Below are 24,414 nucleotides of genomic sequence, written 5' to 3' on the forward strand. Positions count from 1 at the left end.
CCAAAAAAAATCACTGCAAACTACAGTGATTTTTGATTTTATAATGAGGGAAGTTTTAATTATTTATAAAGCCATTTTTTGATCAGTTTGGTATAATTGGGCATTACAACAAATACCATTAAAAAGACTATGATGCCCGAAATTATTAATCCATCAAAATAATGATTTGACGGTACTTTCAAAAATCTCAAAAAGGGGAGTGCCAATAAAGGAATTAAAAGAGACAATGGATAAATAGCAGACCATGTTACAAGAAATTGTTTCCAGCGAACAGGAACTTTGTTTCCTTCGTTTTCTGCATTAAAAAGAAAATCCAAACCTGATTTTATCTGGTAGTTGTCATTTTTTCTGAATAATGGATTTGCTTTTTTAATGAGCATTTTGCGGTCTTCCGATTCCATCCAGTATTTAAGGTTTTCAATAGTGTCAAATCGGATAATAACTGTGTAAACAAACGTCAAATGCGGAATTGGCCGTACGATCTGCAAATCGATAAAACCATTGGAGTGTTTGGTAATGGGAACAATTTCATCCAGCCATTTTTCATATTCCTGTTCTTTTCCATCCAAAATATGGTGCGTAATAACAACAGATGCGCCTTGATTTTCCATATTACTATTTATTTTTGGTTGAGGTTTAAGGTTTATTCGGACTAATTATCGAACTAAAATAATTTTGCCCGTATGAGTGCCATCTTCTAACAATCGATGTGCATCAGGAGCTTCGGTGAAAGGAAAGGTTTTAAAAATAATCGGTTTGAATTGTTTTGACTCGATTAATGGCCAAACGTTTTTCTGCACTTCTTTGGCTAGCTGTTTTTTAAAATCATAGTCTCGGCTTCTTAAGGTACTTCCAGTAATTGTTAAACGTTTTATCATTACTTTCCAAATGTCAAGATCTACATGGCTGCCGCTTACCGCATTAATATGAACTAATCTGCCTTCGGGTTTTAGGATATTTACATTTTTACTCAAGTAATTACCGCCAATCATATCTAAGATGACATCGACTCCTTCTTCCTGCAAAACGGTTTCGAAATCTTGGGTTTTGTAATTGATATAAGATGCAGCGCCAAGATCGAGACATTTTTGGCCTTTTTCATCAGATCCTACTGTTACAATTACGCGAATGCCTAGAGAATGAGCAATTTGAATTCCTGTAATGCCAATGCCACTGTTACCGCCGTGAATCAAAAGAGTTTCTTCAGGTTTTAAGTTTCCTCTCTGAAAAACATTTGACCACACTGTAAAAACTGTCTCAGGCAAACTTGCTGCTTCAGCAAAAGTCAGTCCAGCTGGAATTGGCAGACATTGACCTTCCCGAACGCTTACATATTCTGCATAACCACTGCCAGCGAGAATAGCACAGACTTGATCACCGATTTTTAAATCGGTAACATCTGGTCCGCATTCGACTACAATTCCAGAAACTTCCAAACCTGGAATTTCAGATGAAACTCCAGCTGGTGCAGGATAATTGCCTTCACGCTGGAAGATGTCAGAGCGGTTTAAACCTGCTGCTTTAACTTCTATTAACACTTTGTCTCCACTTACTTCTGGAGTTGGATATTCCTGCAGTTTCAGTACATCTGGAGCTCCAAATTGAGTTATAACTATTGCTTTCATGTAGTTTTTAATTAGTGGTTTTTATTGGTTTGTTCCATTCTTTTCCAAGTAAGTTTATGAATGACCCAACGTGAATTGCTTATAAATGGTTTCTCTGTTTCTAAATGAAGCAATCCATCTTTAAAAAGAACTTTTCTGTTTTGTGTCTCATTTCTCCAATTTTCAAAAAGTGAAACAGACATGGTATGGCTGACTATTTGTTTTTCATCATCAGTTTTGAAGGGACCAGAATAGGCAAGATAAGGAGGACTGTCTTTTGTATCAGAATGTTCAAAATCAGTATTCATTATTTGTGCCGACATATAGCCGTCGCTGTTATAAATAATAATGCCTTTTGGTTTGGTTCCCATCGGATTTGTAATTTTTCCGTCCCCTAAAGGTACTTCAATCAATTCAACTAATGTCCAAGAACCGATTAGTATTTCAAACAAATTATTTTTCATAATACTCAAAATAATAAGAGCGCACATTGGTGCGCTCGATTTCTATACTATTAAAAAGGCTGATTGTATTTGCCAGTTAATGCTTTGTTTTCTATGCTTTTAGCAAAGTTAGGAGTTTCTTCATGATTGTGTGCATCAGAAGCAGCTTGTCTTGAAGCAGCAGCGCCAGCTAGATCTACTCCATGTTCTTTTAAGTATTCAAACATTTCTGGTGTTGCAGTTGCATGAATCTCGTTGGTGTAAAGGCAAGTATTTTCATCAATTTTGGTTACTTTAAGTTCCCATAAAACCTGAACTTTAGTGCGTCCGTTTTTAGTAATAGAATCTGAGATAGACAACATACGGCAATAATCTGGACGATGAACCGTTGCCACATAATGCTGCACCATTAAAGCATCGCCAATTGTTTCTACATTAATAGACATGGGTTCGCCCTCGTATGTGCTGGTAATTCCTGCACCAATATGCTGAGTTGAGCAACGTTGGTATTCTGCATCCGGAAGGTTTAAAAGCCAGTCTGCAATATTTACTTTTTCAATAGGAGCATTAATAACTGCAGTTACTGCTGAATGTGATAATGCGTTTTCTTTGGTTTGGATGATTTCCATGATTTCTTGGTTTTAAATGTTTAACTGAAGTAAATTTACTGCCTTACATTTGTGTAGCATTCCACTATTCATCGAATGGGCAAAAACACTCGTTTAAATAGCGAAATCAATCGTTTGTTGTTATCATAGATCTGTATTTAATACGTTTCCCGAGGTTGAAACCACTGGCTATGTTTTAAAATTGGAACGAAAAATCATCTCAATATGGGTAAACATAGCCAGTGGTTTCAACCACTGGGACACAACGATAATTACGCCTGCAATCATTAATGTATGATTATTTAAATGGGCATTTTATACAGCTATATTTTAAAATGAAAAAAAACAAAAAAGACCGCCTTTTACAGACAGTCTTTCAATTGAATAATATATAGTAAGATGGTTTTTCTTGAATTTAAAACGAGCTGTTGTCTTATTTATTTTATAGTGATTCTAAAAATGTTTTAGCTTCTAAGAGCGAAAAGTTCAGAATCTTTTCGATATCATTTAAAATTTGCTGTAAAGTTGCATTTTGTTCTGTAGCCAATTCAAGAATATCAAGTTTTTCTTCTAAAAGAGGCAATAGTCCCATTATAGCAGCACTTGATTGTAAGTCATGTGCTCTAAGTTTCACCATTTTAAAATCTTGATTTTGATAAGCCGTCATAAGCTGTTCCAAATGTAGTGGCACATTGTCAATAAACTGTTTGGTGACAGTTTGTTCAAACGCTTTATTGCCAGCGCTTACAGATTGCATATACGAAAGATCAATATGTTGAAAAACAGGATTAGATTGTATAACGTTTGTTTCTTCGGAATTTGATTCTTTCAGTCCAAAAGCAGCAATCAGTTTAAAAAGTTCTTCCTCTTTTATAGGTTTTGAAATGTATTCGTTCATTCCTCGGCTCAAACATCTTTCTCTTTCGCCAGGCAGGGCATGTGCTGTCATGGCAATTATGGGAATATCCAGTTTTAAGATTTCTCTAATTTGCTGCACAGCAGTATATCCATCCATTTGAGGCATCTGTAAATCCATTAATACAAGATCACAATCTTTTTTGCTTAAATATTCTACTGCTTCCAAACCGTTAGAAGCCATTTCAAAATCAACATTCCATTGAGAAAGCAAATGTTTCATTAAACTTTGATTGATCGCGTTGTCATCTACAACTAAAACTCTCAAAGCGGTATTTGAGATATCTTTAAAGTGGTTAATATTGGCAATAGGTTTAGAATTGAGCTGTTCTTTAGCAATATCATACGGAATATAAAAGCTAAAGGTTGTTCCTTTTCCTTGTTCACTTTTTACTTCAATATCACCGTTTTGCAATAAAATCAGTTTTTTTACTATTGATAATCCTAGGCCAGTCCCACCGTAATTTCGAGTGGTAGAGTCTTCACCTTGATTGAATCTTTCAAAGACTTCATTTAGTTTTTCTTTATCAATTCCAATTCCCGTGTCCGTAATTTTAAAGCCTACAATGACCTTGTCTTCATGTTGTAGTTTGTTATAGACCTCAATGCTTACAGATCCCTGATGGGTAAATTTTATGGCATTTCCAATGAGGTTTACCAATATTTGAGTTAATCTCGTGGCATCACCAATTAAAGTATCAGGGATCGAAGTATCGACTTTACTGGAGATGGTTAATTTTTTTTCTTTTACACGTTCTGAAAAAAGTGTTTCAACTGAATCCAATAGTCCGTTAATGCTGAATATTCCTGGCGTAATACGCATCATTCCAGCCTCAATTTTAGATAAATCGAGTATATCATTAATAATGGTCATTAAATTTTCGCCCGAACGCTGAATAGAATTTACAAATTCTGCGGAAGTTTCATCCAAAGGCCTTTTTTGTAATAAATTGGTGAAACCTAAAATACCACTAAGCGGCGTTCTGATTTCATGACTCATATTAGCCAGAAAATTTTCTTTGGTCTGAGCGGCGATCGATGCTTTTTTTTCTGCAATATCCAATTCTTTAATCAGAAAATGTTGTCTTCTAAATTGGCGCATAATATGATACCCTATAACGGCACCACTCAAAACTAGTAAAACTAATAAGGAGATGTCGTAAAGTTTTGCTCTTTGACCCATTTCCACACTTAGATTTCGCAACTCTACCATGCGCAATTGACGCTTATGGTAAATCTTTGCTGTAATATCGGTAATCTCATTAGAAATTATTCTGGCTCTAGGATTAGCAATCGAGCTATCATCATCCATATTTCCTAAAGAATCAAAACGATGCAGGAGTTTTCCTTTTGTGACCATTTTATCCTGAGCCAAAACTCCGAGTCTTTGTATTAACTTTTCCTCTTCAGGATCGGCATTATCCACAGAAAGGGAATCGAGAAAATTTCTAATCTGCCTGATCTTTTGATCGATTCCTTCTAAATGTGTAGTGTCATTAGTAGCGATCGAAGCTCGAATTCTGCTTTCGACACCCAAAATATCGCGGTCAATTTCTCTTAAATGATTGCTGGAACGCAATTCGTTTAAAAGGGTATTATTATTTCGTATGAGTTCTTTAGTATTTTGAGCCGAATTAATTTGTACAGCAATCAATAATATACTGCATAAAATAAAACTGCTAATTATAAAATAACTAAAGCGTTTGTTACCCATTACGGTAGACGTATTTATCATATAAATAAGTGTAAATGAAATTGTATGATCTTAATTCAATAAGATAGCATTCTAGTTTACGCAGCAGAAAAAATAAAATGACATTTAGAAAACATTCATCCTAGTGTTAAGTGCTTTTCTGTAAGCATCTGCAACAGGAATAAATTTTTTGTTAATCATAATACCTCCGTCTTGTAAAGTGTCAATTTTACCAATAGAAACAATATAAGAACGATGTACTCTAATGAAATCATCTTTTGGCAGACGTTCTTCGGCAGTTTTCATTTTGCCGTGAATGGCAAACATTTTTTCTTTGGTGTAAAACTTTACATAATCTCCCATTGCTTCAGCATAAAAAATATCATCTAGTTTTAGTCGTCTGGTAATATTAGAATCTCTAACGAATAAAAATTCTTCTTTACCAAATTGTATATTCTCTTTTCTGCTTTCAATGATAGATTGTGCTTTACTCACTGCCTGTAAAAATCGAGCAGGAGTAACTGGTTTTAGAATATAATCTGCGATATTCAATTCAAATGCCTCCAGCGCATATTCTTTTTTAGAAGAAGTGAAAATGATGATGATATCTTTGCCTGAAAGGTTTTTAGTCAATTCAATTCCCGTCATCTCAGGCATTTCGATATCCAAAAAAATCAAATCTACCTGATTTTCCTGTAAATGATGATAGGCTTCAATAGCATTCGAATATTCATTTACAACAGTAAGATTCGGAATTTGTTTTGCCAAATGAGATAAAGTAGTTCTTGCAATATCATTGTCATCAACAATTAACGCTTTCATGGTATTTGGTTTTTGGTTTAGACAAATATACTTATTCCTTGTTATTTTATCTAAAGTAAGAGCGTATCATCCATGCCATTTCTTCATGAATTTCTATTAAACCAGTAATAAAATCGCTTGAACCATAATCTTTGTAATCATCGGCAAAAGGAGTAATGTTGCCACGAATAAATTCAATGATGCTTTCATGGTCTTGCAAAAGATCTTTCATAAATCCTAAACCATCGTTTGTTCTTTCACTGTATTCTGTAAGATGCGTCAATTCAAGATAGGACTTTAAGGTTGCTGGTGCATAGTGGCCAATTTTACGCATACGTTCTGCAACGCTGTCAATGATTTCATCCAACTGTTTGTATTGATTTTCGAAGAAAATGTGATTGGCATGAAAATTATCGCCTGTAACATTCCAGTGTGCATTTCTGGTTTTAGTATAAAGTACAAATTCGTCTGCGAGCAGTTTTGCTAATTCATTAGAAACAGCGTCAGTATTTTTTTCTGTAAGGCCAATGGTTGCTTTCATAATTTCAAGTTTTTAAGTTATAAGCAGTAATGCTTTGTTTTCTTATGTAAAGGTCTTTAGAAAACTTCTTTAAAAGGTATGATTTTAGGTAAACAGGCAAAATGAATCGTTGAAATGGAGAAGGTGTCCTTTTAAGTAGTTTTTAGCTTAAAAAACTACAGTGTTTTTTAATGACAAATAAAAAACATAAATTAATATTAGTGTATTGGATAAGAACAGCATTTATTAAAAAAATAAATTTGTAATAGAATTTACTACTACTTTTAATTGAAGATTCACAAATTTAATAAACCATGAATTTAGAACAAGAAAAAGAGCTAGCGGCAAAAGAAGCGGTTAAATTACTAAGAGATAATATGATTGTGGGATTAGGTACAGGTTCAAGCTCTGTTTATGCAATAAGAGAAATTGCAAAACTTGTCAGCAATGGCCTAAAAATAAAAGCGGTACCAACTTCTAATAAAACTAAAGAACTTGCTGAGGCTTTAAATATTCCTTTGATTGATATTAATTTGATAAATTCAATAGATATCACAATTGATGGAGCAGATGAATTTACCTCTGACTTAATTTTAATCAAAGGCGGTGGGGGTGCATTGCTTAGAGAAAAAATTGTAGCCTCATTAACAAAACAAGAAATTATAATTGCGGATTCATCAAAAGAAGTAAAACAAATAGGGAAATTCAAAGTCCCAATTGAAGTAATTCCATTTGCTTCAAATTATATTTTAAGTCAAATTAAAATATTAAATGGTATTGGAAAAATTAGAATGACAGGAGATAAATCATTTAAAACAGATCAGGACAACTATATTATAGATGCTGATTTTGGCCTCATTTCCAATCCTGTTTCTTTATCTAAAAAGTTAAATGATATTAATGGAATTGTTGGACATGGAATATTTATCGGTCTGACAAGTAAAGTTATAATGGGAAAAGGAGATTCAACCGTAATTTTTGATTAAAGCTGCATTAATTCAATTTAATAGTTTTTATGTGAGCTTCTTTTTTACAAAACCGCCTTAACGTTTCGTGGCAAAATTGAAGACAACTCCATAACACAATTATTTTACTTTTACCACAACCTTTCCTTTTGCATGTCCGCTTTCCAGATAATCAAAAGCATCATTGGTCAGCTCAAAAGGGAAAGTTTTATCTACAATTGGTTTAATTTCTTTTAATTCTAGTAAATTACCAATCAGTTCCAGTTGTTTACCGTTGGCCTTCATAAATAAAAATGAATAATTAATATTTAATTTTTTAGCTTTATTACGGATTTTCAGACTGGTTAACCAAAGGATAAAACTTATTATTGATGATGCACCGATTGATTTTGCAAACTCTGGAGTTGGAGGTCCCGAAATTGAAATAATACTGCCTCCTGGTTTTAAAATTGTCAATGATTTTTCAAGTGTCTTAATATCCTGACTGTTAAGTACCACGTCATAATCTTTAAGAATAGTTTCAAAGTTATCCTTTTTATAATCTATTATAATATCTGCTCCAAGTCTTTTCAGCATTTCAAAATTCTTTTCGCTGGCAGTTGTGGCTACAAATGCTCCAAAATATTTGGCCAGCTGAATCGCTATTGTGCCAACTCCTCCAGAACCGGCCTGAATGAAAACTTTTTGTCCCTTAGTTATATTTGCTCTTTCCACAAATGCCTGCCAGACTGTTAAGGAGACAAGTGGAATAGACGCAGCTTCTTCCATTGAAATAGTATTGGGCTTTAGAGCAGCATCATTTTCATCGACTGCTATATATTCTGCAAGAGTGCCAATCCTCATATCTGAGACCCGTGCAAATATTTCATCTCCTGCTTTAAAACGAGTTACTTTTGCTCCTGTTTTTATTACAATTCCAGCCAGATCGTGCCCCAGAATAAAAGGTGTTTTGTATGGCAAAATTAATTTAAACTCACCGCTTTTCAATTTAGAATCGAGCTGATTAAGTCCTGCGGCATATACTTCAACTAAAATATCATTTTCTTTTACAGAGGGCAAAGCTTCTTCAATTAGTTTCAGTTTCTCATTTTTTCCGTATTTATTTACTATAAAAGCTTTCATGAGGTACGTATTTATTATAATATAAATTTAAGTTTTTTTTGCTTCTAATTACTTTAAGCAGTTTATGCCTGTATAAATCAATTTGCACAAAACTGCAAAGCTTTGTACAAATTGGATTTAGTTATGAAAATTATGAAGGAGGCGGCTATTAAAGATGTTTTCCCAAGTTTAATTCAACATCACCAGAAGTCTGCAGGCCATTATCTAAAAGTCTTTTTATACGTTGTCTGCTTTCCGGTGATTCTAAAGATTGAAAGAAACGGGTCTGTGTTTCCATAATATGGTCATTTTTTGGCAGCACTGCTCTTTCATTCATTATCGATTTTATAGAAGCAATGGCAAACTTGTCAAATGAGGCAATTCTCTCGGCAAAATTCGTAACAAAAGCGTCCAGTTCAGCGTCTGGAACTGCACGGTTAACCCACCCGTAAAGAGCAGCAGTTTCAGCATCATAATCGTTTCCGCTTAAAATGATTTCTAAAGCTCTTGCTTTTCCGGTTAGAAGGTGTAAACGTTCTAGTCCTCCTCCGCCTGGAAATGAACCTATTCCGATTTCTGGCTGGCCGAAAAAAGCTTTTTCTTTACTGGCAAAACGAATATCAAAAGCCTGTACAAACTCGCTTCCCAGACCTCTTGCCCTTCCTCTTATCGATGCAATACTTACGAATGAGGCCTGCTCGAGACGTTTTGCAATGTCTGGCCATGAAATTGAAAGTCCTGTTTTCCCTGTACCTTTTGGAAAATCAGTAATATTTAGAAGTTCAACATGTGCCACAAAAAAGTCAGGGTTTGCACTTTCAAAAACAACAACTTTTAGATTTTCTTCTGCTTCCATTTCATCCATTAAAACAATCAGCTGTTTTGAAAAAGCAGCATCAAAAACGTTAACAGGTGGATTTTCTATCCTTACTTTCCAGTAAGATTCACTTATTTTTTGTGTTGTAAAAATCATGATTAAGAATTTTAATTATTAGTGTAGAATTTATTAACTGAGAAACAAACTGATGTAGCCCGCAATAAGAACAGGCTCCTGATGCTGAAGTCCGTGTCCGGCATCGTTGATAATAATGTGCTGCATTGAAGGTGCATGTCTCAAAAGAGGGAACCAGTTTTCTACAGCAAAACTAATATCATGATCAGCTGATATGACTAAAACCGGATTTTTCAGCGTTTTATATTGGCCGCGATAATCATGAATGTCTTTTTTCATCATTGCGGAACCTTCAAAATATTTTTGAAATTGCTCTGGAGTGGAAGGAATTTTAGTGCGGTCAAGTTTTACCGCTATCCGATCAAAAGAAGCTTTAGAGGCAGCCCTGCTTTTTTCAGATGAAGGCTCAAAAAAAGCAACCGTTTCGTCTTCAAGATCATTTACAGGTTTAAGCGCTCTTTCAAAGAAAGTTTTGTCAAAAGGAACTTCATTAATGCCGGGAGGATTTGTACCAATAAGAACTACTTTAGCTACTTTGTCTCTATTCATGAAAAGAGCAGTCTGCGCGACAAGTCCGCCGTAAGACCATCCTGCAGCATGAAATTTATTAATGCCTAAATTTTCCATTAATTTTACTCCAACAGCAGCTACTTCGGCGATGTCAGACGACAGTTCTCCTTCCGATTCTCCAATTCCAGGGTAATCAAATAATACAATAGTGTGTTTTTCTGCGAGTGTATCCAAAAATAGCGGATCCCATGTATCGAGTATTCCACGGAAACGATTATAAAATAATATAGGATCTCCCTTCCGAAATGGCGGAACGCCATTTTGAGGGAATTGATGATGCTGAACTGGGTTTGGGAATTTGAAAAATTCGAATTCATCGTAAAGGCTTTTAAATTTGCATACTCAAAATTATGTAAAGCCGTTACCTTCTTATTTCACAAAACACGAAATTACCTGTACTTTTCCCTGATTTCGCCCGGTGTGTAGGTTTTGTTTTTTTTAAAGAGTCTGGAGAAATAAGAAGCATTGTCAAATCCCAGCTGATAGGCAATATCGCTGACATTCATATCGGTTTGAAGCAATAATATTTCCGCCTGTTCGGTTACATATTCATGTATGAGGTTAATGGTAGTTTTCCCAGTTTCCAATCTTATCAGGTCGGTTAGATAATTGGGAGATAAATTCAATTCATCCGCAATGGAGGCTACTGTTGGGACACTTTTTACAGGCACTGATAAATCATTATAATACTGCTGTAAAAGTGTTTTTACTTTTGATGAAACAGAAGCAGAAGCAGTATTTGATCCATTTTCTTTAAACTGTCTTTCGTAGTAGAGCTCTGAATAAGTTAGGATTACATTCAGTAGTGAGAGGATTACATCTTCACTGGCATTGTTTGTATTATTTAGAAGTTCAAGATGGATTTTGGTAAACAGCCATGTTATAGTTTCTTCTTCCTCGGGAGTCATAAACAGAGCATCGCTGATTTCATAGCTGAAATATTTATACTGGCTGATCTTCTGTGCAATGGGATGCTTTTTAATCAGGTCAGGATGAAATACAAAAGCATACCCGTCCCAGAAAGTAAGTGATTCCCATGATACGACCTGGCCGGGGCTGCTGAAAAGCAGTAAGCCATTATCTGTTTTATATTTATTTGCGCCGTATTTGATATCACCGGTAAAGTTCTTTTTTAATGAAACCTTAAACATGTTAACCTGAATTTCTTTGCTTGACTGTGGGAAATTAGGAATAGCCTGCTTGCAAACCCTGCTGTCCATCAAGGGATGAAAAGGTTCTGAAAGATTTAAGTATTTATTATAGGCCGATAGGTTCTCAAAAACTTTCATGTATTCTTTATATTTAGTGGTACACAAATATATGGACATAGTAAGAAAAAAAAACTGGAATGCGTGTTTACTTTTTATGTAATTCGAGTGTCGTCGGTGTTTTCTGCATTGTCATTATTTATTTTCATTGGATGAAACTAATTATTAGTTCAAAGAATGCTTAAAATCGAGTGGACGTAATCCTGTCTGCTTTTTAAAAAGCCTGCTAAAGTAGGATGCATTTTCAAATCCCAATTGAAAAGCAATTTCGGCAACACCTTTATCTCCTGAACGGAGTAAATTTTTGGCTTCGCTTATCAAATAGATATGTATTAACTCAATAGCGGTTTTACCGGTTTCCTGTTTCAATAAATCGCTTAAATATCTTGGCGATAAAAGTAATTGTGAGGCTAATAAAGCAACACTTGGCAGACCATCTTCTTTCAATTTTCCATTGTTTAAGTGCTGCTTTAGAGCGGTAGTAAACTTAGAAACTATCCTGCCCGATAATTGTTTTCTGTCGATAAATTGTCTTTTATAGAAACGCTGTACATATTTTAAAATAGATGCTACATGACTTAATATGATTTCTCTAGTAAATTCATCAGGATTTGCCAGATATTCTATGTTTATCTTATTGTGCAGTTCCCAGATAATCAGCTCTTCAGCAGGAGACAGATGGATGGCTTCGTTAGTTTCATAATCAAAAAAAGCGTATTGCTGTATGATCGAATATAATTCGTTACGGTACAAATAATCTTCATGTATAAATAACATAAAACCTTGTTCCTCAAGTTTTAAATTTTTCATTTCAATAATCTGGCGTGGTTTGGTAAAAAACATAGATCCATTGTCGTGATCGTAAGGAGTTTTACCATACATAATTGTCCCGGATTTAATTTTTTTAAATGCAATCATATAAGAATCAGTGGTGTATTCCCGGTTGCCCAGCGGACAGCTTGACTGGCAGCCCACAATACTAAATAGAGGATTTTGAGGCGCGGGCCAGCCGTTATCTTTATGTAATTCGCTTAATGTTTTATAATGTTTCATCGTTAGAACATTGAAGAAATTGCATTTGCTGTGAATGCAGCAAATGCAATGTTATTATTCAGTCTATAATCAAAACTATCAATTGTTTAAAAATTGATGATTACAGACTATTTAATTATTCAAAAAATAATTTGCCTGGTTGACAAACATTTCAGGATACTGATAAAAAGAACCGTGTGCTGCATCTGGATAATAAGTCAGTACTGCATTTGGTAATTCTTTAAACAGGGTGTATGAACTGTCAGAATCCATCATTTCATCATTGCTTCCTTGTATAAGCAAAACCGGATGCGGTATTTTTTTCAGGTTAACTGAAGGTTTTTCGGTACCCCAGTGCGTAATAGCTTTCATTTGTGCCATTACTGCTTGTTCTGTGGCAGCTTTTGTTCTGTCTTCTGTTCTGGAATATAAACGTTGTAATGCTGCCTTTCCTTTGTTTCTGCTCTCTTGTGATGAAGTAAAGAAAATATACAGAAAGATTTCCATTGGTTCTTTCTCCTGTGCTTTGCCAATTAGCTGAGGGAAATTATGCAGTGCTTTTGTACCCTGCGGAGCTGCGCCTACAATAATTATTTTGTTAATTAAATCAGGATGCTGTTCTCCTAAATACTGCGCAATAAAACCCCCTAACGAAAATCCCAGTACATCAATCTTGGCTATTCCTAACGCCTTAATAAAATTTACTGCGTCATTGGTCATAGCAAGAACATTGTCAGGAGTTTCTCCAGAGGAGTTTCCAACACCGGCATTGTCAAAAATGATTATTTCTCTTTCTGCGGCCAATCCATCTAAAATAATAGGATCCCAGTTGTCTAATGTCCCAGTAAAGTGCTGAAATCCTACTAATGGAATTGCAGATGGTTTTCCGAATCTGCGGTAAGCAAAACTAACTCCGTTTGCCTCTATGTATTGTGTGGGTGCTGTTAGAGCATTTATTTCTAAAGTTTTCATGATTTTTTAATTTTGAGAATGAAAAAAAGTACTCATTATTATTCAAATGAGACATTTAGGATATCAATAGAAACCAATACAAGATCTGTTGAATAACTGTTATCTCCGTCATTCAGCACATAAATATTTCTTTTAGTCCCTGTTACAATGCCATCGAAATTTTTGTGGTTTTCTATGATCTGCACTGCAGATGAACCGCCTAAAACCTCAGGCCAGTAGTCGTGACGTTTTAATAAGCCGTCAGCATCAAAATAAAATATTTGTCTTTTACTGTGCGTGGCAAATCCGTCAGGGTAAATGACTTCTAGTCTTTGGAGGATTGCTCCTTTTTCGTTCCAATCTTCCAATTGATTGATTTCAGCTCCAGGCACTAAAAAATTGAATGGGGCAGTAGCGTAGTTCCAAGTGGCATAACTCGAAAAATAAACTAATTGTGCTTTGGTCCACGGTGTTTCTACAGTATGTCCTTTAAAGGATTCTTTCGGATTTTCTAATTCTTCAATTAATGCGCCTTTATCATCGAAAAGAGCCACTTTTCCAGCTTCAAAACTTGATGTATAACCAGACTGAAAAAGATTTTTCCATGAAGCTTTTTGTTCAGTTAATGATCCGGTAAATTCTACGTCAGCAAGCGCATTTTCATGTCCCTTTACTGCCCATACAGCACCGCCGATATTGGCATGCAGTTTTAAAGTCTGAAATTTACCTGCATTTTGTATGCCTCCGTGGGCATCAAGCGCTTTGTTTACTAATTGTTGTGTTGATGTGTTCATTTTTAGTTTTTAATGGTTGTTTTTTTATACATATTGACAAAAGTATGGTTTGGGCTGCCGGCAGGATAGTTCAAATCCACGAAAAAGCAGCACATAAACACGATTGCTGCCAGATGTCTTAATGTCCGTGAGCTGCAATGCTTACTTCTTTCCACTCGTCAATTTCCGCAAGACGTTTTGTGTACACTTCTTTAACAGTATGGTAGGCAATTTTCCCAAGCAGTAAACGCTGAGGCGGATTGGCACTATTTGCCACTTTTAATATCGCATCTACAGTAGCTTCTGGTTTCCCCCATGTTTCGGGATTTTCTCCAGATGATGCAAAGGCTTCTCTTACCGGATTATAATCTGCAATTTCAGCTGTTGTCTGTACGGCGGAGTTTCCAGCCCATTCTGTTGCAAAACCGTTTGGTTCGATTAAAGTAAATTTGATTCCCAGATGGGCAACTTCACTGGCAATAGTTTCGCTAAGCCCTTCTACCGCAAATTTAGAGGCATTGTATAAGCCTAATAAAGGCAGGGTAGTAATGCCTAAAAAACTTGAAACCTGTATGATATGTCCACTTTTTTGAGCTCTCATTACAGGAAGAACAGCTTGCGTTACCCATAATAATCCAAAGAAATTGGTTTCCATTTGTGCTCTCGCCTGTTCTTCGCTTGTTTCTTCCACTGTTCCAAAAAGGCCAAAACCTGCATTGTTAATTAAAATATCGATAGCGCCAAAATGCTCTTTAACTTTTGCTACGGCTTGAGTTACTTCGTTTTTTTTATTAACGTCTAATGAAATAGGGAGAATGTTACTGCCATATTTTTCGACCAGATCATCCAGTGCCGTAATGTTTCTTGCAGATGCTGCGACTTTATCGCCTGCTTTTAAAAAAGCTTCAGCCCATAGTTTTCCAAACCCTCTTGATGCTCCTGTGATAAAAATTATTCTTGCCATGATATCTAAATTTTAGTATTTCTTATTGTTTTAAATTGATAGTACAAAGATATTTCTGCACTCTCAGAAGCAGTAAGACATATCAGCGGAAGAATAGCACAGAAATACGAATGATGGTAAATTAAACAGTCTTAAATCTTTTAAAACAGAGAAATGTATATGTAATGCCAAGAAATGCATACATGCATCAGAGACTTTCGTTAGAACTTTGCCTTATAAATTTTAACTTATTTTAATTATGAAAAAGACAGTATTTATAACAGGAGCTTCTTCCGGATTTGGAAAAGCCAGTGCTTTATTGTTTAATAGCAAGGGATGGAATGTTATTGCTGCAATGCGCACGCCGCAAAAGGAATCAGAACTTTCTCAATTAGAGAATGTATTAGTGGTGAAATTAGATGTAACTGACAGTTTAAGTATTGACGAGGCAGTCAGAAAAGGAGTGGAGGTTTTCGGGAATATTGATGTCTTAGTCAATAGTGCCGGCTATGGGTTGATGGGAGTTTTTGAAGTTTCTGATCAGATACAGATAAAAAGACAATTTGATGTCAATGTCTTTGGTTTGATGGAAGTCACCAAGACGGTACTTCCATTTATGAGGAAAAATAAAAGCGGTTCAATTATCAATATTTCTTCTTTTGGTGGAGTAAATGCAGGAGCATTTTCCAGCTTATACAGCAGTTCAAAATTTGCAGTTGAGGGATTTTCGGAAGCCTTATCTCATGAATTGGCTTTTTTAAATATTGCTGTAAAAATAATTGAGCCTGGAAGTGTTCCTACGAACTTTAGAAATGGCATAGAAATGATTCAAAACACTATCGAGGATTATAATTCTGAATTGGCTTCCTTCATTCCAAAATTTATTAAAAGAACAGAACACCTATCTAAGGCCGCAGCAGAAGACGTCGCACAGACCATATGGACTGCAGCAACGGATGAAGCTGTAAAACTGCGTTATGTAACGGGTGACGATTCCCAGTATTATATTGATCTGAAAACTAAAAATGCAGAAGCTGAATATTTAAGATTGATGAGAAATTGAAATTAGCTTATATTTGAGTTATTAATGAGATAAAAGCAATGCTGGAAAAATTTGTAAATATAGATACGATCGCTGACCTTCATCATTATTACAACTACGGGAGTCCTAAGCATCCGCTCATCACAATAATTGATTTGAAGGCAGTAAAGACGAGAAACAGGGGAGTTGAAGATGCCTTTTACAGGCTCGGACTTTATACTGTTGTTTTTAAAAAGTTTAAAGGAGAGTTGAGATATGGCCGGTCAACTTATGATTTTCAGGACGGATCATTAATGTTTGCAGCACCAAATCAAGTTTTGAGTCCAAGTGAAAATACAATAATCGAAGAGGGGTGGTTTCTTGCCTTTCATCCGGATTTACTTTATGGATCTTTACTGGGGAAAAATATCGGTTCTTATTCTTTTTTCAGATATAATGTGAATGAAGCCCTGCATATTTCAGATGTGGAAAGAAAAACTTTAGAAGAAAGCATTCAAAAAATTGCAGTGGAATATTCCCAGAACATGGACAAGCATACGCAGGGTTTGATTGTCAGCAATCTTGAGCTTATGCTGCAATATTGTGACCGTTTTTATAATCGTCAGTTCTTAACCAGATCCAAAGTAAATAATGATTTCATACAGCAGTTTGAAGATCTGCTGCAAAATTATTTTGAAGCTGACGATCTGGCCGATAAGGGGCTTCCTGAAGTTAAATATTTTGCCGAACAGTTAAATTTGTCCGCCAATTATCTATCCGATCTGCTAAATAAATACACAGGCAAAACCACTATTGAGCATATTCATCTTCAATTGGTGGAAAAAGCTAAATCAATTTTATGGGGATCCAATAAAAGTGTCAGTGAGATTGCATATAGTTTAGGATTCGATCATCCCTCTCATTTTAGTAAAATATTTAAAATGAAAACCGGAAAGTCTCCAAAGAACTTTAGACTTGCGCAGTAAATCTGCTTTATAAAAAAAAGAGAAAGACCAGCTTAAAAAGCTGGTCTTTCTCTTTTAGATAGCTGCTGCTGCAGTGAAATCTACAGGAATCCTGGTATTGGCAAAAACATAATTAGTAAAGCTTCTTAAGGCAATCAGCGCTGTTAATTCTATCAGTGCTTTTTCATCATATCCAGCTTCAAAAAAGTTTTTCAAATCATCCTCTTTAGCAGTGCCTTTGTTATCGGCAATAGATTTTGCCAATTGAATGACAGCATTTAATTTTGAATCTGAGTATTCGCCTTTACGAATTTTAATTGTTTCTTCTTCACTGAATCCTTTCAATTTAGCAAGCATAGTGTGCGCAGCCAGACAGTAATCACAATTATTGACTTGTGACACAATAAGATTGATAGCTTCTCTTTCTTTTGCGGTATAGGAAGAATCCTGTGATAATGCACTTTCTGTATCCAGCATGGCTTTTAAAGCTGCGGATGAATAGCCAATTGTGGCATAAAGATTAGGGATTTTTCCCATTTTAGATTGTACAGCTTCGAGAATAGATTGTGAAGCTGCATTTAACTGTTCTTTTGCAGGAACTGAAATTGTTTTCATGATTGTATTTTTATTAGAGTATTCTTGTGCTGTTTAATTGTATTGAATTAACCATGTGCTTCTTCAGACACTTCTTTCCAGTCGTTCCAGGTTTTTAGTTTTTCGGCATAGACACGTTCTGTTTTTTTCAGTCCGACTTTTCCTAAAAATAAGCGCAGAGGAGGATTTTTACTGTCTATCAGTTTTAAGATGGCAGGAACTGTAGCTTCTGGTTTTCCATAATCTTCAGGCAATAAACCTTCTGCTGCTCCCAATGCTTCTTTTACTTTATCGTAAGCCGAAATCGATTCGCTGACAACAGCTGAACTTCCTCCAAAATCTGTCGCATATCCGTTTGGTTCTACCAGGGTAACATTGATTCCAAAGTCTTTCACTTCATCTGCTAATGCTTCAGTAAATCCTTCTACAGCAAATTTTGTAGCGTTGTAAATACCTAAAGTAGGCAGAGACCATACGCCTAAAACACTTGACAGCTGAATGATATGCCCATGTCCCTGTTCGCGGAAAATTGGCAGTGCAGCCTGTGTTACCCATAATGTACCATAAACATTTGCTTCAAAAACATCTTTAACTGCTTTCTCGCTAACTTCCTCCACAGCACCAAACACTCCGTAACCTGCATTGTTGATTACTACATCCAATGTTCCAAAATACTCTTTTGCAGATTGTACTGCTGTCGCTGCTGCTGCTTTATCTGTAATATCCAGTTTAATAGCCAGAAATTGAGATCCGTATTGTGCAGACAAATCCTTGTAGGCGTCGATTGTTCTTGATGTTGCTGCTACATTATCTCCTCTTTTTAATAATGCTTCGATCCATAATTTTCCAAATCCTCTTGAAGCTCCTGTTATAAAAATTGTTTTTTTCATGATTTTAAATTTTAATTAATTGTTTCATTTTGATAGGACAAAGTTAGATCTAAGCTGTTTAGGGAAATATCTCATTTCAGCGGAAGAATAGCACAGAAATACGATGAAGGTATTTTTGGATATAATTTTGTTAATTTGTGATAGTTATTAATCGCCGCAGTCATTAAAATTATAAGGATGGAAAAAATAAGCCATTATAAAAGTATTTCAGAACTTCATGAAAAGAGCGGCTTTGAAAAGCCACAGCATCCTTTGATTAGTATGATGACCTGTAAGGAACTTATGACGTACTCTGTAGGAGAGGATAGATTTACGGGAGATTTTTACATGATTGCACTGAAAAAAATAAAATCAGGACATGTTTTGTATGGCAAAACACAGTATGATCACAGCAGTGGCTCAATGGTGTTTATGAAACCCAGACAGACCATAGAAGTAAGCAATGTCCAGTTTGCCGAAAAAGGTTTTGTAATGTTCTTTCATGAGGAATATCTCATGGGGCATGCCCTTCACGAGCTGATAAAAAAATATGGATACTTTGAATATGAAATAAACGAAGCGCTGCACACTTCTCCGACAGAAGATAAAATACTATGGGAACTTTATTATAAAATAAGAAGTGAATATGACATGAGCCAGGATGAATTCAGCCGTGAAATTATTTTATCGCATCTGGATTCTATTTTAAAATATTCCGACCGTTTTTATAAAAGACAGTTTATTGACAGAAGCATCAATGTATCGGGAAATACCGTGAATAAATTTCAGAAGATATTGAGCAGTTATTTCGATAAAGGTCTGCATCAGTCAGTCGGGCTTCCGTCTGTTAATTATCTGGCAAACGAACTGCTTTTATCCACTCGTTATTTAAGTGATGTCCTGAAACAGGAAACAGGTAAAACAGCATTAGACCACATTCATATTTACCTGATAAAGGAGGCTAAAAACCTGCTGGTCGGTTCTGATAAAAATGTGGCGCAGATTGCCTATGAGCTTGGTTTTGAAAGCCCGTCTTATTTTACAAGATTATTTAAGAAACAGACAGGTTTTACTCCTTTAGGATATAGAGCAGTGTTATAAAAAAAGCTGACAGGAAACTGTCAGCTTTTTTTAAGAGTAAGGATTATCTGTTGGAAACACCCTTTGATAAAGGCAGAAACCTGAATATGTAAAATGGAGCTCGGGCTTCATTTTTTCCATTATTAAATGCAGCGCCCAAATGCACCTGTGCTGCAGAGACATACATAAATCCATCTGTCGAATTATAACTTACGCCGTCGGGCCAAAGCATTTTTTCATCAGAAGCCAGTGTATGAACGCTTCTGTCCGCGGCCAAAACTATGGAGACACTATGGCTTTCAACAGCTGTGAGGTACAGATTGCCAGCAATATCGATACTTAAACCTCCGTTATTTGGTTTTGCGGAATAGGTTTCAATTTTGGAATTCAGGTCAGTATCTGTATATTGTTCATTAATTAAATCCTGAATTTTGATCCTGTAAATCTTAGTTCCGTTCAACGGCGAATAATACAGCCACTCAAAATCTTTATCTGCTGTTATGCCGTCACAGCCAACTAATAAGTTATTTTTACCTGTGGTTAATATTTTGCCGTCAACTTTGATCGGAATATTTTCAGGAAGAGTAGTTCTGTGCCCTTCCAGAATTCTTTTGGTTATTCCGGTATTCATATCAACAGTTAACAGAGAAGCCGTGCTTCCATCACCGCCGTTTCCAATGCCTTCGTCTGCAATAATAAAAAAGCCGTGCTTGGTGTCAACTACAAAATCATTAGATTGCGTATGCTTTTTGCTGATGATTTGGGGAAGATAGTAAATGCGTTCCAATCGGTTGAAACGAGTATTCCATCCTACAATTTTGGGTGTTACTGCATTTCTCTGTCCCATATCCAGCATCCAGATAATACCATTTTCATCACTTCTGATACCTAACACATTACTTAAAAAATGATCGTCTGCCGCTCTGGGCGTATTCCACTCCAGATTAGGAAACGGCACGCTTTTTTTTGTTTTTGCGTCATATTTTTTTACGCGGATTTCCGGATTGAAAAATGGGTGTAGACTATAAATTAGATCTCCCTGAGGCGTAAATGCAATGTTTCCTGCAGCTTCATCTAAAGACGCAAATATTTCAGGGGTCAAAACTTCACCAGTCCATTTAACAGGTTCTTTTTGGTTGGAATCTTTATAATAATTATCAGAACCTGTAATCCAATCCATTCTTGACGGAGAAAAGAAATCAATGTCTATAGTATTGTCTTCCAGAGAAACAAAGCTATGAGGTACATTAGGAGGAATTATAATGCCTTCGCCCGCTTTAACTATAACTTCCCTGCCTTCAGTAAATACCTTTACGCTTCCTTGCGTTATCAGGGAATACTGCTCATTGCTGTGCTGATGCATTGGAACTACGGCTCCTTTTTTATAAGTGAAATAACCAATAGTTCCTTTTTCTCCCGAAATCATTCCCCGGGTCAAAAGCTCGTTAACCGATTTTGACGGCAGTTCCTTTAACGTAAAGTGCTGTATTTTTTGGGAATTGCTGTTTAATGCAAATGCCAAAAATAAAATGCTGAGAATATTTTTTACCATTTTTAATTGATTTTAATTTTTACAACTTTAAATGGTTTTTTAAACAGCTCTTTTTCCTGATGAAACCAGGGCGAGTTTTGTATTTGTGAAACCGATACATACAGATATCCATCTTCGGAAATACTGTAGCTGTCGGGCCATATCAGTTCATTGTCATTCTGCACTATTGTTTGCATTTTTAAGTCTGGCGTAATCTTTATGATGCTGTTTTTTTCCAGGTCGCCAAAATAGAGATTGCCTTTTTTATCGAATATCATGCCGTCGGTAGTTGTAAATTTTCCTAAATTCTCAACATTTTTGTTCAGGATTTCATCAGATGTATCAAATTGTTGAAGCAGTTCTGTTTTGATTCTGTATAATCTATCATCGGTCAGCGCTTTAAAATACAGCCATTTTTTATCTGGAGTTAAAGCAATTCCATCTGAATTCACTTTTAATGGTGTTCCGTCTCCTTTCAGCAGTTCTTTTCCTAAAGGAGAAAAATGATAATCAGGATCTGATTTTACTGCTGGCGAGTCTCCCAAAACAAATCTCGAACTTCCTGTCTTTGTATTTAAAATAATAATGCCGCCAGTATTGGAATTGGTGATGTAAGCAAAGCCATTAACAGTATCAACGCGGATATCATTAAGATAAACATTCTCGCCGGCGACATTTTCAGGAAAACGGTAAATGTGTTCTATCTGGTTGGTTTTCAGATTTATTTTGACAATTTTGTTGCTTTTATTATACACCTTACCAAGTCCGATGCCTGCAGCGTCAACAACCCATAAAAAACCTTTGTCATCTGTTACTACCGCCTGCACACACACAAACTTGTTTTGTCCGTCTTCTCCTTTCTTAAAACTGTTCCATTCTGCGTCAGGGTAGGGAGTAGGTCTGCCTTTTATAACTTCGACTACTGAATACTTATGTTTATCTAGCCAGTAGGGATAATTTACAAACAGCCTGCTGTTTTTTGCAACTGCAACACCCGTTAATTGATAAGTTGAATCAGCGAAGACTTGTTCTATTTTTACTTCTTTGGCAGCATCATCTGAAGAAACGGCATTTATCTGTTTTTTTGAAGAGGTATTGTTACAGCTTACCATAAATGCTGTAATTAGTACTATTCCTATTTCAATATAAGTTTTCATTTTATTTCTTTTTTATAACGTGATAATTATTTTTCCTTTTGTTCTGCCTGTTTCCTGCTGCAGATGTGCTTCTTTCATTTTATCAAAAGGAAATGTCTCACTTACAAATGGCTTGATGATTCCCTTTTCTAACAGATCTGCAATTGCTTTCATATCTTGGCCGTTTGACTGCACTAAAATGAAATAGCCTTCTATACCTTTCAATTTGGCTTTCTCAGTCACCTTTTCATTAAGACCTGTCGGTATGCTGATTAAGGTTCCCCCTTTTTTGGTCACTTCTATCGATTTGTCAATATTATCCCCTCCAATTGTATCAAGAATAAAATCGAAGCTGTCCTGATGAGAATTCCAGTCATAAGTATTGTAATCAATGTGTTTGTCGGCTCCAAGTCCAAGTACGAATTCTTTGTTTTTTAACGATGAGGTTCCAGTTACTGCTGCGCCCAGATATTTAGCAATCTGTATCGCGACATGCCCGACACCCCCAGAAGCGGCATGAACTAAGATGTTCTGTCCGGCTTGTACTTTTGCATGATGGACCAGTGCCTGATAAGCCGTCAAGGCAACTAGTGTAGCAGCTGCAGCTTCCTCAAAGCTTACGTTTGCAGGCTTTAATGCCAAGTGTGTTTCAGGTGCAGCTACATATTCTGCATATGCTTTGCCATGCCCGGGAAAATTAACCATTCCAAAAACGGCGTCCCCTTTTTTAAACTGGGTTACTTTACTGCCAGTTTTCTCCACAACTCCAGAAATGTCCCAGCCGATTATTAACGGACTTTCCTCTTTTAATCTGCCGTAAACTCCTTTTCCTGCCCGTGTCTTAACATCTACGGGATTAATGGAAATTGCTTTCACTTTGATTAAAACCTCATTTTCCAGAGGTTCAGGCTGTGGGATTTCTGTATAATGTAATTGATTGACATCACCAGGCTCATTTAAAATTATTGCTCTCATTTTTAATTAGTTTAAATTTACAAAGCAAAATTATACCAGTTAAATGTTTTAAAATGGTACAAATTATCCTTTTTATAGTACATTTGTACTATTATTAAAAGTAATACAGGTAAAAATGAGTAAAGAGCAATTGTACAAGCCTTATGAAATAGTATATACAACATTAGATGAATGTCCTAAGTTAGAACACCAGCATACTTTCTTTGAATTGATCTATATTTTGGATGGAAAAGGAATTCAGGTTATTAATGATAATCAGTTTCGATATCATCCTAATCATATGTTTTTAATTACACCTTCTGATATCCATCGTTTTGATATTGAAGAGAAAACCACATTTTTTTTCTTACGATTTACTGATATATATATTAAAAATGGCGGTCTGTCTGCTAAAAACATTGAACAGCTGGAGTTTATTTTACAAAATGCAAATCATCAGCCGGGATGTATCCTGAAAAATCAAATTGATAAAAGCCTAGTAAGGCCTATTGTTGAAGGCATTATTCGGGAAGAGCAGAATCAGGACGTTTATAACACAGATTTAATTACCCATCTGGTAAACACCTTAATTGTTATAGTTGCGCGAAATATTGCCAAATACCTGCCCGAAAATGTTAACGAGTATTCTGAGGAAAGAATATTGCAGATACTGCAGTTTATCCAGTCAAATATATTTAATCCGGAAGAATTGAGAGCTGAAAAGATCGGCGCCTATTTTGGACTTTCAACCCGTTATTTAGGCAAATATTTTAAGAAACATACAGAAGTAACACTTCAGGAATATATTGCACGCTATAAAACGCAGCTCATAGTGCATCGGTTAAAACACAGCGACCTTCGTATAAATGAAATTGCAGCTCTATTGGGGTTTACAGATGAAAGCCATTTAAATAAATTTTTTAAAAAGAATAAAGGCACAAGTCCTGTAGGGTTTAGAAAAGCTTTAAGAGCTGGATTAGTAAAATAGTCTCCCTTTTATACAATGCGTAATTAGTAAAGGTTAAGAGTTATTATACTAAATAAAATTGAAATCCTTCTTCAATTAGAAGCTAAATCGAAGAAAGTTTGATTATACTGCAGATAGACTTGTAGAAAATGTTTGAC

General features: G+C 35.7%; 25 protein-coding genes. 5 read left to right on the forward strand and 20 right to left on the reverse strand.

What is annotated here, in order from left to right; translation table 11 throughout:
* Positions 1-59: 59 nt before the first annotated feature.
* The 7 genes from DM444_RS18370 to DM444_RS18400 all read right to left on the reverse strand — a co-directional run bounded on the left by DM444_RS18370 (position 60) and on the right by DM444_RS18400 (position 6,605).
* Complete coding sequence (locus DM444_RS18370; protein WP_111289313.1) at positions 60-611, reverse strand: antibiotic biosynthesis monooxygenase; 552 nt, start codon at positions 609-611, stop codon at positions 60-62.
* Between the two features lie 45 nt (positions 612-656).
* Positions 657-1,625 carry an NAD(P)H-quinone oxidoreductase gene (locus DM444_RS18375; RefSeq protein ID WP_111289315.1) on the reverse strand — a complete coding sequence of 323 codons (969 nt, stop codon included), beginning with the start codon at positions 1,623-1,625 and terminating at the stop codon, positions 657-659.
* Between the two features lie 11 nt (positions 1,626-1,636).
* Positions 1,637-2,068, reverse strand: a complete 432-nt coding sequence (locus tag DM444_RS18380) for a lipocalin-like domain-containing protein (RefSeq protein ID WP_162615001.1) — start codon at positions 2,066-2,068, stop codon at positions 1,637-1,639.
* Positions 2,069-2,118: 50 nt separating this feature from the next.
* Positions 2,119-2,676, reverse strand: coding sequence for a hypothetical protein (locus DM444_RS18385; RefSeq protein WP_111289319.1), 558 nt, complete (start codon positions 2,674-2,676; stop codon positions 2,119-2,121).
* 421 nt (positions 2,677-3,097) lie between these two features.
* Positions 3,098-5,305 (reverse strand): hybrid sensor histidine kinase/response regulator, encoded by a 2,208-nt coding sequence (locus DM444_RS18390; protein ID WP_111289321.1) that lies wholly within the window; start codon positions 5,303-5,305, stop codon positions 3,098-3,100.
* Positions 5,306-5,389: 84 nt separating this feature from the next.
* Positions 5,390-6,085, reverse strand: coding sequence for a LytR/AlgR family response regulator transcription factor (locus tag DM444_RS18395; protein WP_111289323.1), 696 nt, complete (start codon positions 6,083-6,085; stop codon positions 5,390-5,392).
* A 46-nt stretch (positions 6,086-6,131) separates the two neighbouring features.
* Positions 6,132-6,605 (reverse strand): Dps family protein, encoded by a 474-nt coding sequence (locus DM444_RS18400; RefSeq protein WP_111289325.1) that lies wholly within the window; start codon positions 6,603-6,605, stop codon positions 6,132-6,134.
* Between the two features lie 293 nt (positions 6,606-6,898).
* Here DM444_RS18400 and rpiA point away from each other — a divergent pair, with 293 nt between their 5' ends.
* Entirely contained in the window at positions 6,899-7,570 is a 672-nt protein-coding gene (gene rpiA / locus DM444_RS18405) for a ribose-5-phosphate isomerase RpiA (protein WP_111289327.1), read from the forward strand.
* Between the two features lie 99 nt (positions 7,571-7,669).
* Here the strand turns inward: rpiA and DM444_RS18410 are convergent, their stop codons facing one another.
* The 8 genes from DM444_RS18410 to DM444_RS18445 form a co-directional block, all read right to left on the reverse strand.
* Positions 7,670-8,671 carry an NADP-dependent oxidoreductase gene (locus DM444_RS18410; protein ID WP_111289329.1) on the reverse strand — a complete coding sequence of 334 codons (1,002 nt, stop codon included), beginning with the start codon at positions 8,669-8,671 and terminating at the stop codon, positions 7,670-7,672.
* A gap of 148 nt (positions 8,672-8,819) precedes the next feature.
* Complete coding sequence (locus DM444_RS18415; protein WP_111289331.1) at positions 8,820-9,623, reverse strand: enoyl-CoA hydratase/isomerase family protein; 804 nt, start codon at positions 9,621-9,623, stop codon at positions 8,820-8,822.
* Between the two features lie 33 nt (positions 9,624-9,656).
* A complete protein-coding gene (locus DM444_RS18420; RefSeq protein WP_239455714.1) occupies positions 9,657-10,346 on the reverse strand; it encodes an alpha/beta fold hydrolase in 690 nt (229 codons plus the stop codon).
* A gap of 215 nt (positions 10,347-10,561) precedes the next feature.
* A complete protein-coding gene (locus DM444_RS18425) occupies positions 10,562-11,461 on the reverse strand; it encodes an AraC family transcriptional regulator (protein WP_111289333.1) in 900 nt (299 codons plus the stop codon).
* A gap of 144 nt (positions 11,462-11,605) precedes the next feature.
* Positions 11,606-12,493 carry a helix-turn-helix domain-containing protein gene (locus DM444_RS18430; RefSeq protein WP_111289335.1) on the reverse strand — a complete coding sequence of 296 codons (888 nt, stop codon included), beginning with the start codon at positions 12,491-12,493 and terminating at the stop codon, positions 11,606-11,608.
* 111 nt (positions 12,494-12,604) lie between these two features.
* Positions 12,605-13,444, reverse strand: a complete 840-nt coding sequence (locus tag DM444_RS18435; RefSeq protein WP_111289337.1) for an alpha/beta fold hydrolase — start codon at positions 13,442-13,444, stop codon at positions 12,605-12,607.
* A gap of 38 nt (positions 13,445-13,482) precedes the next feature.
* Positions 13,483-14,217: a hypothetical protein gene (locus DM444_RS18440; protein WP_111289338.1), complete on the reverse strand. Its 735-nt coding sequence runs from the start codon at positions 14,215-14,217 to the stop codon at positions 13,483-13,485.
* Between the two features lie 118 nt (positions 14,218-14,335).
* Positions 14,336-15,160, reverse strand: a complete 825-nt coding sequence (locus DM444_RS18445; protein ID WP_111289340.1) for an SDR family NAD(P)-dependent oxidoreductase — start codon at positions 15,158-15,160, stop codon at positions 14,336-14,338.
* Between the two features lie 238 nt (positions 15,161-15,398).
* Between DM444_RS18445 and DM444_RS18450 the strand changes: the two genes are divergently transcribed.
* Complete coding sequence (locus DM444_RS18450; RefSeq protein WP_111289343.1) at positions 15,399-16,202, forward strand: SDR family oxidoreductase; 804 nt, start codon at positions 15,399-15,401, stop codon at positions 16,200-16,202.
* Positions 16,203-16,240: 38 nt separating this feature from the next.
* Positions 16,241-17,146, forward strand: coding sequence for a helix-turn-helix domain-containing protein (locus DM444_RS18455; RefSeq protein WP_111289345.1), 906 nt, complete (start codon positions 16,241-16,243; stop codon positions 17,144-17,146).
* 54 nt (positions 17,147-17,200) lie between these two features.
* Here the strand turns inward: DM444_RS18455 and DM444_RS18460 are convergent, their stop codons facing one another.
* Both DM444_RS18460 and DM444_RS18465 read right to left on the reverse strand, forming a co-directional pair.
* Entirely contained in the window at positions 17,201-17,740 is a 540-nt protein-coding gene (locus DM444_RS18460) for a carboxymuconolactone decarboxylase family protein (RefSeq protein WP_111289347.1), read from the reverse strand.
* 47 nt (positions 17,741-17,787) lie between these two features.
* Positions 17,788-18,609 (reverse strand): SDR family NAD(P)-dependent oxidoreductase, encoded by an 822-nt coding sequence (locus DM444_RS18465; RefSeq protein WP_111289349.1) that lies wholly within the window; start codon positions 18,607-18,609, stop codon positions 17,788-17,790.
* A gap of 177 nt (positions 18,610-18,786) precedes the next feature.
* Between DM444_RS18465 and DM444_RS18470 the strand changes: the two genes are divergently transcribed.
* On the forward strand, positions 18,787-19,689 hold the full coding sequence (locus tag DM444_RS18470; protein WP_111289351.1) for a helix-turn-helix domain-containing protein: 903 nt from the start codon (positions 18,787-18,789) through the stop codon (positions 19,687-19,689).
* A gap of 43 nt (positions 19,690-19,732) precedes the next feature.
* Here DM444_RS18470 and DM444_RS18475 read toward each other — a convergent pair whose 3' ends face one another.
* The 3 genes from DM444_RS18475 to DM444_RS18485 are packed head-to-tail and all read right to left on the reverse strand — an operon-like array spanning position 19,733 to position 23,310.
* Positions 19,733-21,220 carry an L-dopachrome tautomerase-related protein gene (locus DM444_RS18475; RefSeq protein ID WP_111289353.1) on the reverse strand — a complete coding sequence of 496 codons (1,488 nt, stop codon included), beginning with the start codon at positions 21,218-21,220 and terminating at the stop codon, positions 19,733-19,735.
* A 2-nt stretch (positions 21,221-21,222) separates the two neighbouring features.
* Positions 21,223-22,356, reverse strand: a complete 1,134-nt coding sequence (locus DM444_RS18480; protein ID WP_111289355.1) for an L-dopachrome tautomerase-related protein — start codon at positions 22,354-22,356, stop codon at positions 21,223-21,225.
* Positions 22,357-22,368: 12 nt separating this feature from the next.
* Positions 22,369-23,310, reverse strand: a complete 942-nt coding sequence (locus tag DM444_RS18485) for an NADP-dependent oxidoreductase (protein WP_111289357.1) — start codon at positions 23,308-23,310, stop codon at positions 22,369-22,371.
* Positions 23,311-23,425: 115 nt separating this feature from the next.
* Between DM444_RS18485 and DM444_RS18490 the strand changes: the two genes are divergently transcribed.
* Positions 23,426-24,277: a helix-turn-helix domain-containing protein gene (locus DM444_RS18490; protein ID WP_111289359.1), complete on the forward strand. Its 852-nt coding sequence runs from the start codon at positions 23,426-23,428 to the stop codon at positions 24,275-24,277.
* Positions 24,278-24,414 lie beyond the last annotated feature (137 nt).

The organism is Flavobacterium ginsenosidimutans (assembly GCF_003254625.1).
Lineage (GTDB): Bacteria > Bacteroidota > Bacteroidia > Flavobacteriales > Flavobacteriaceae > Flavobacterium > Flavobacterium ginsenosidimutans.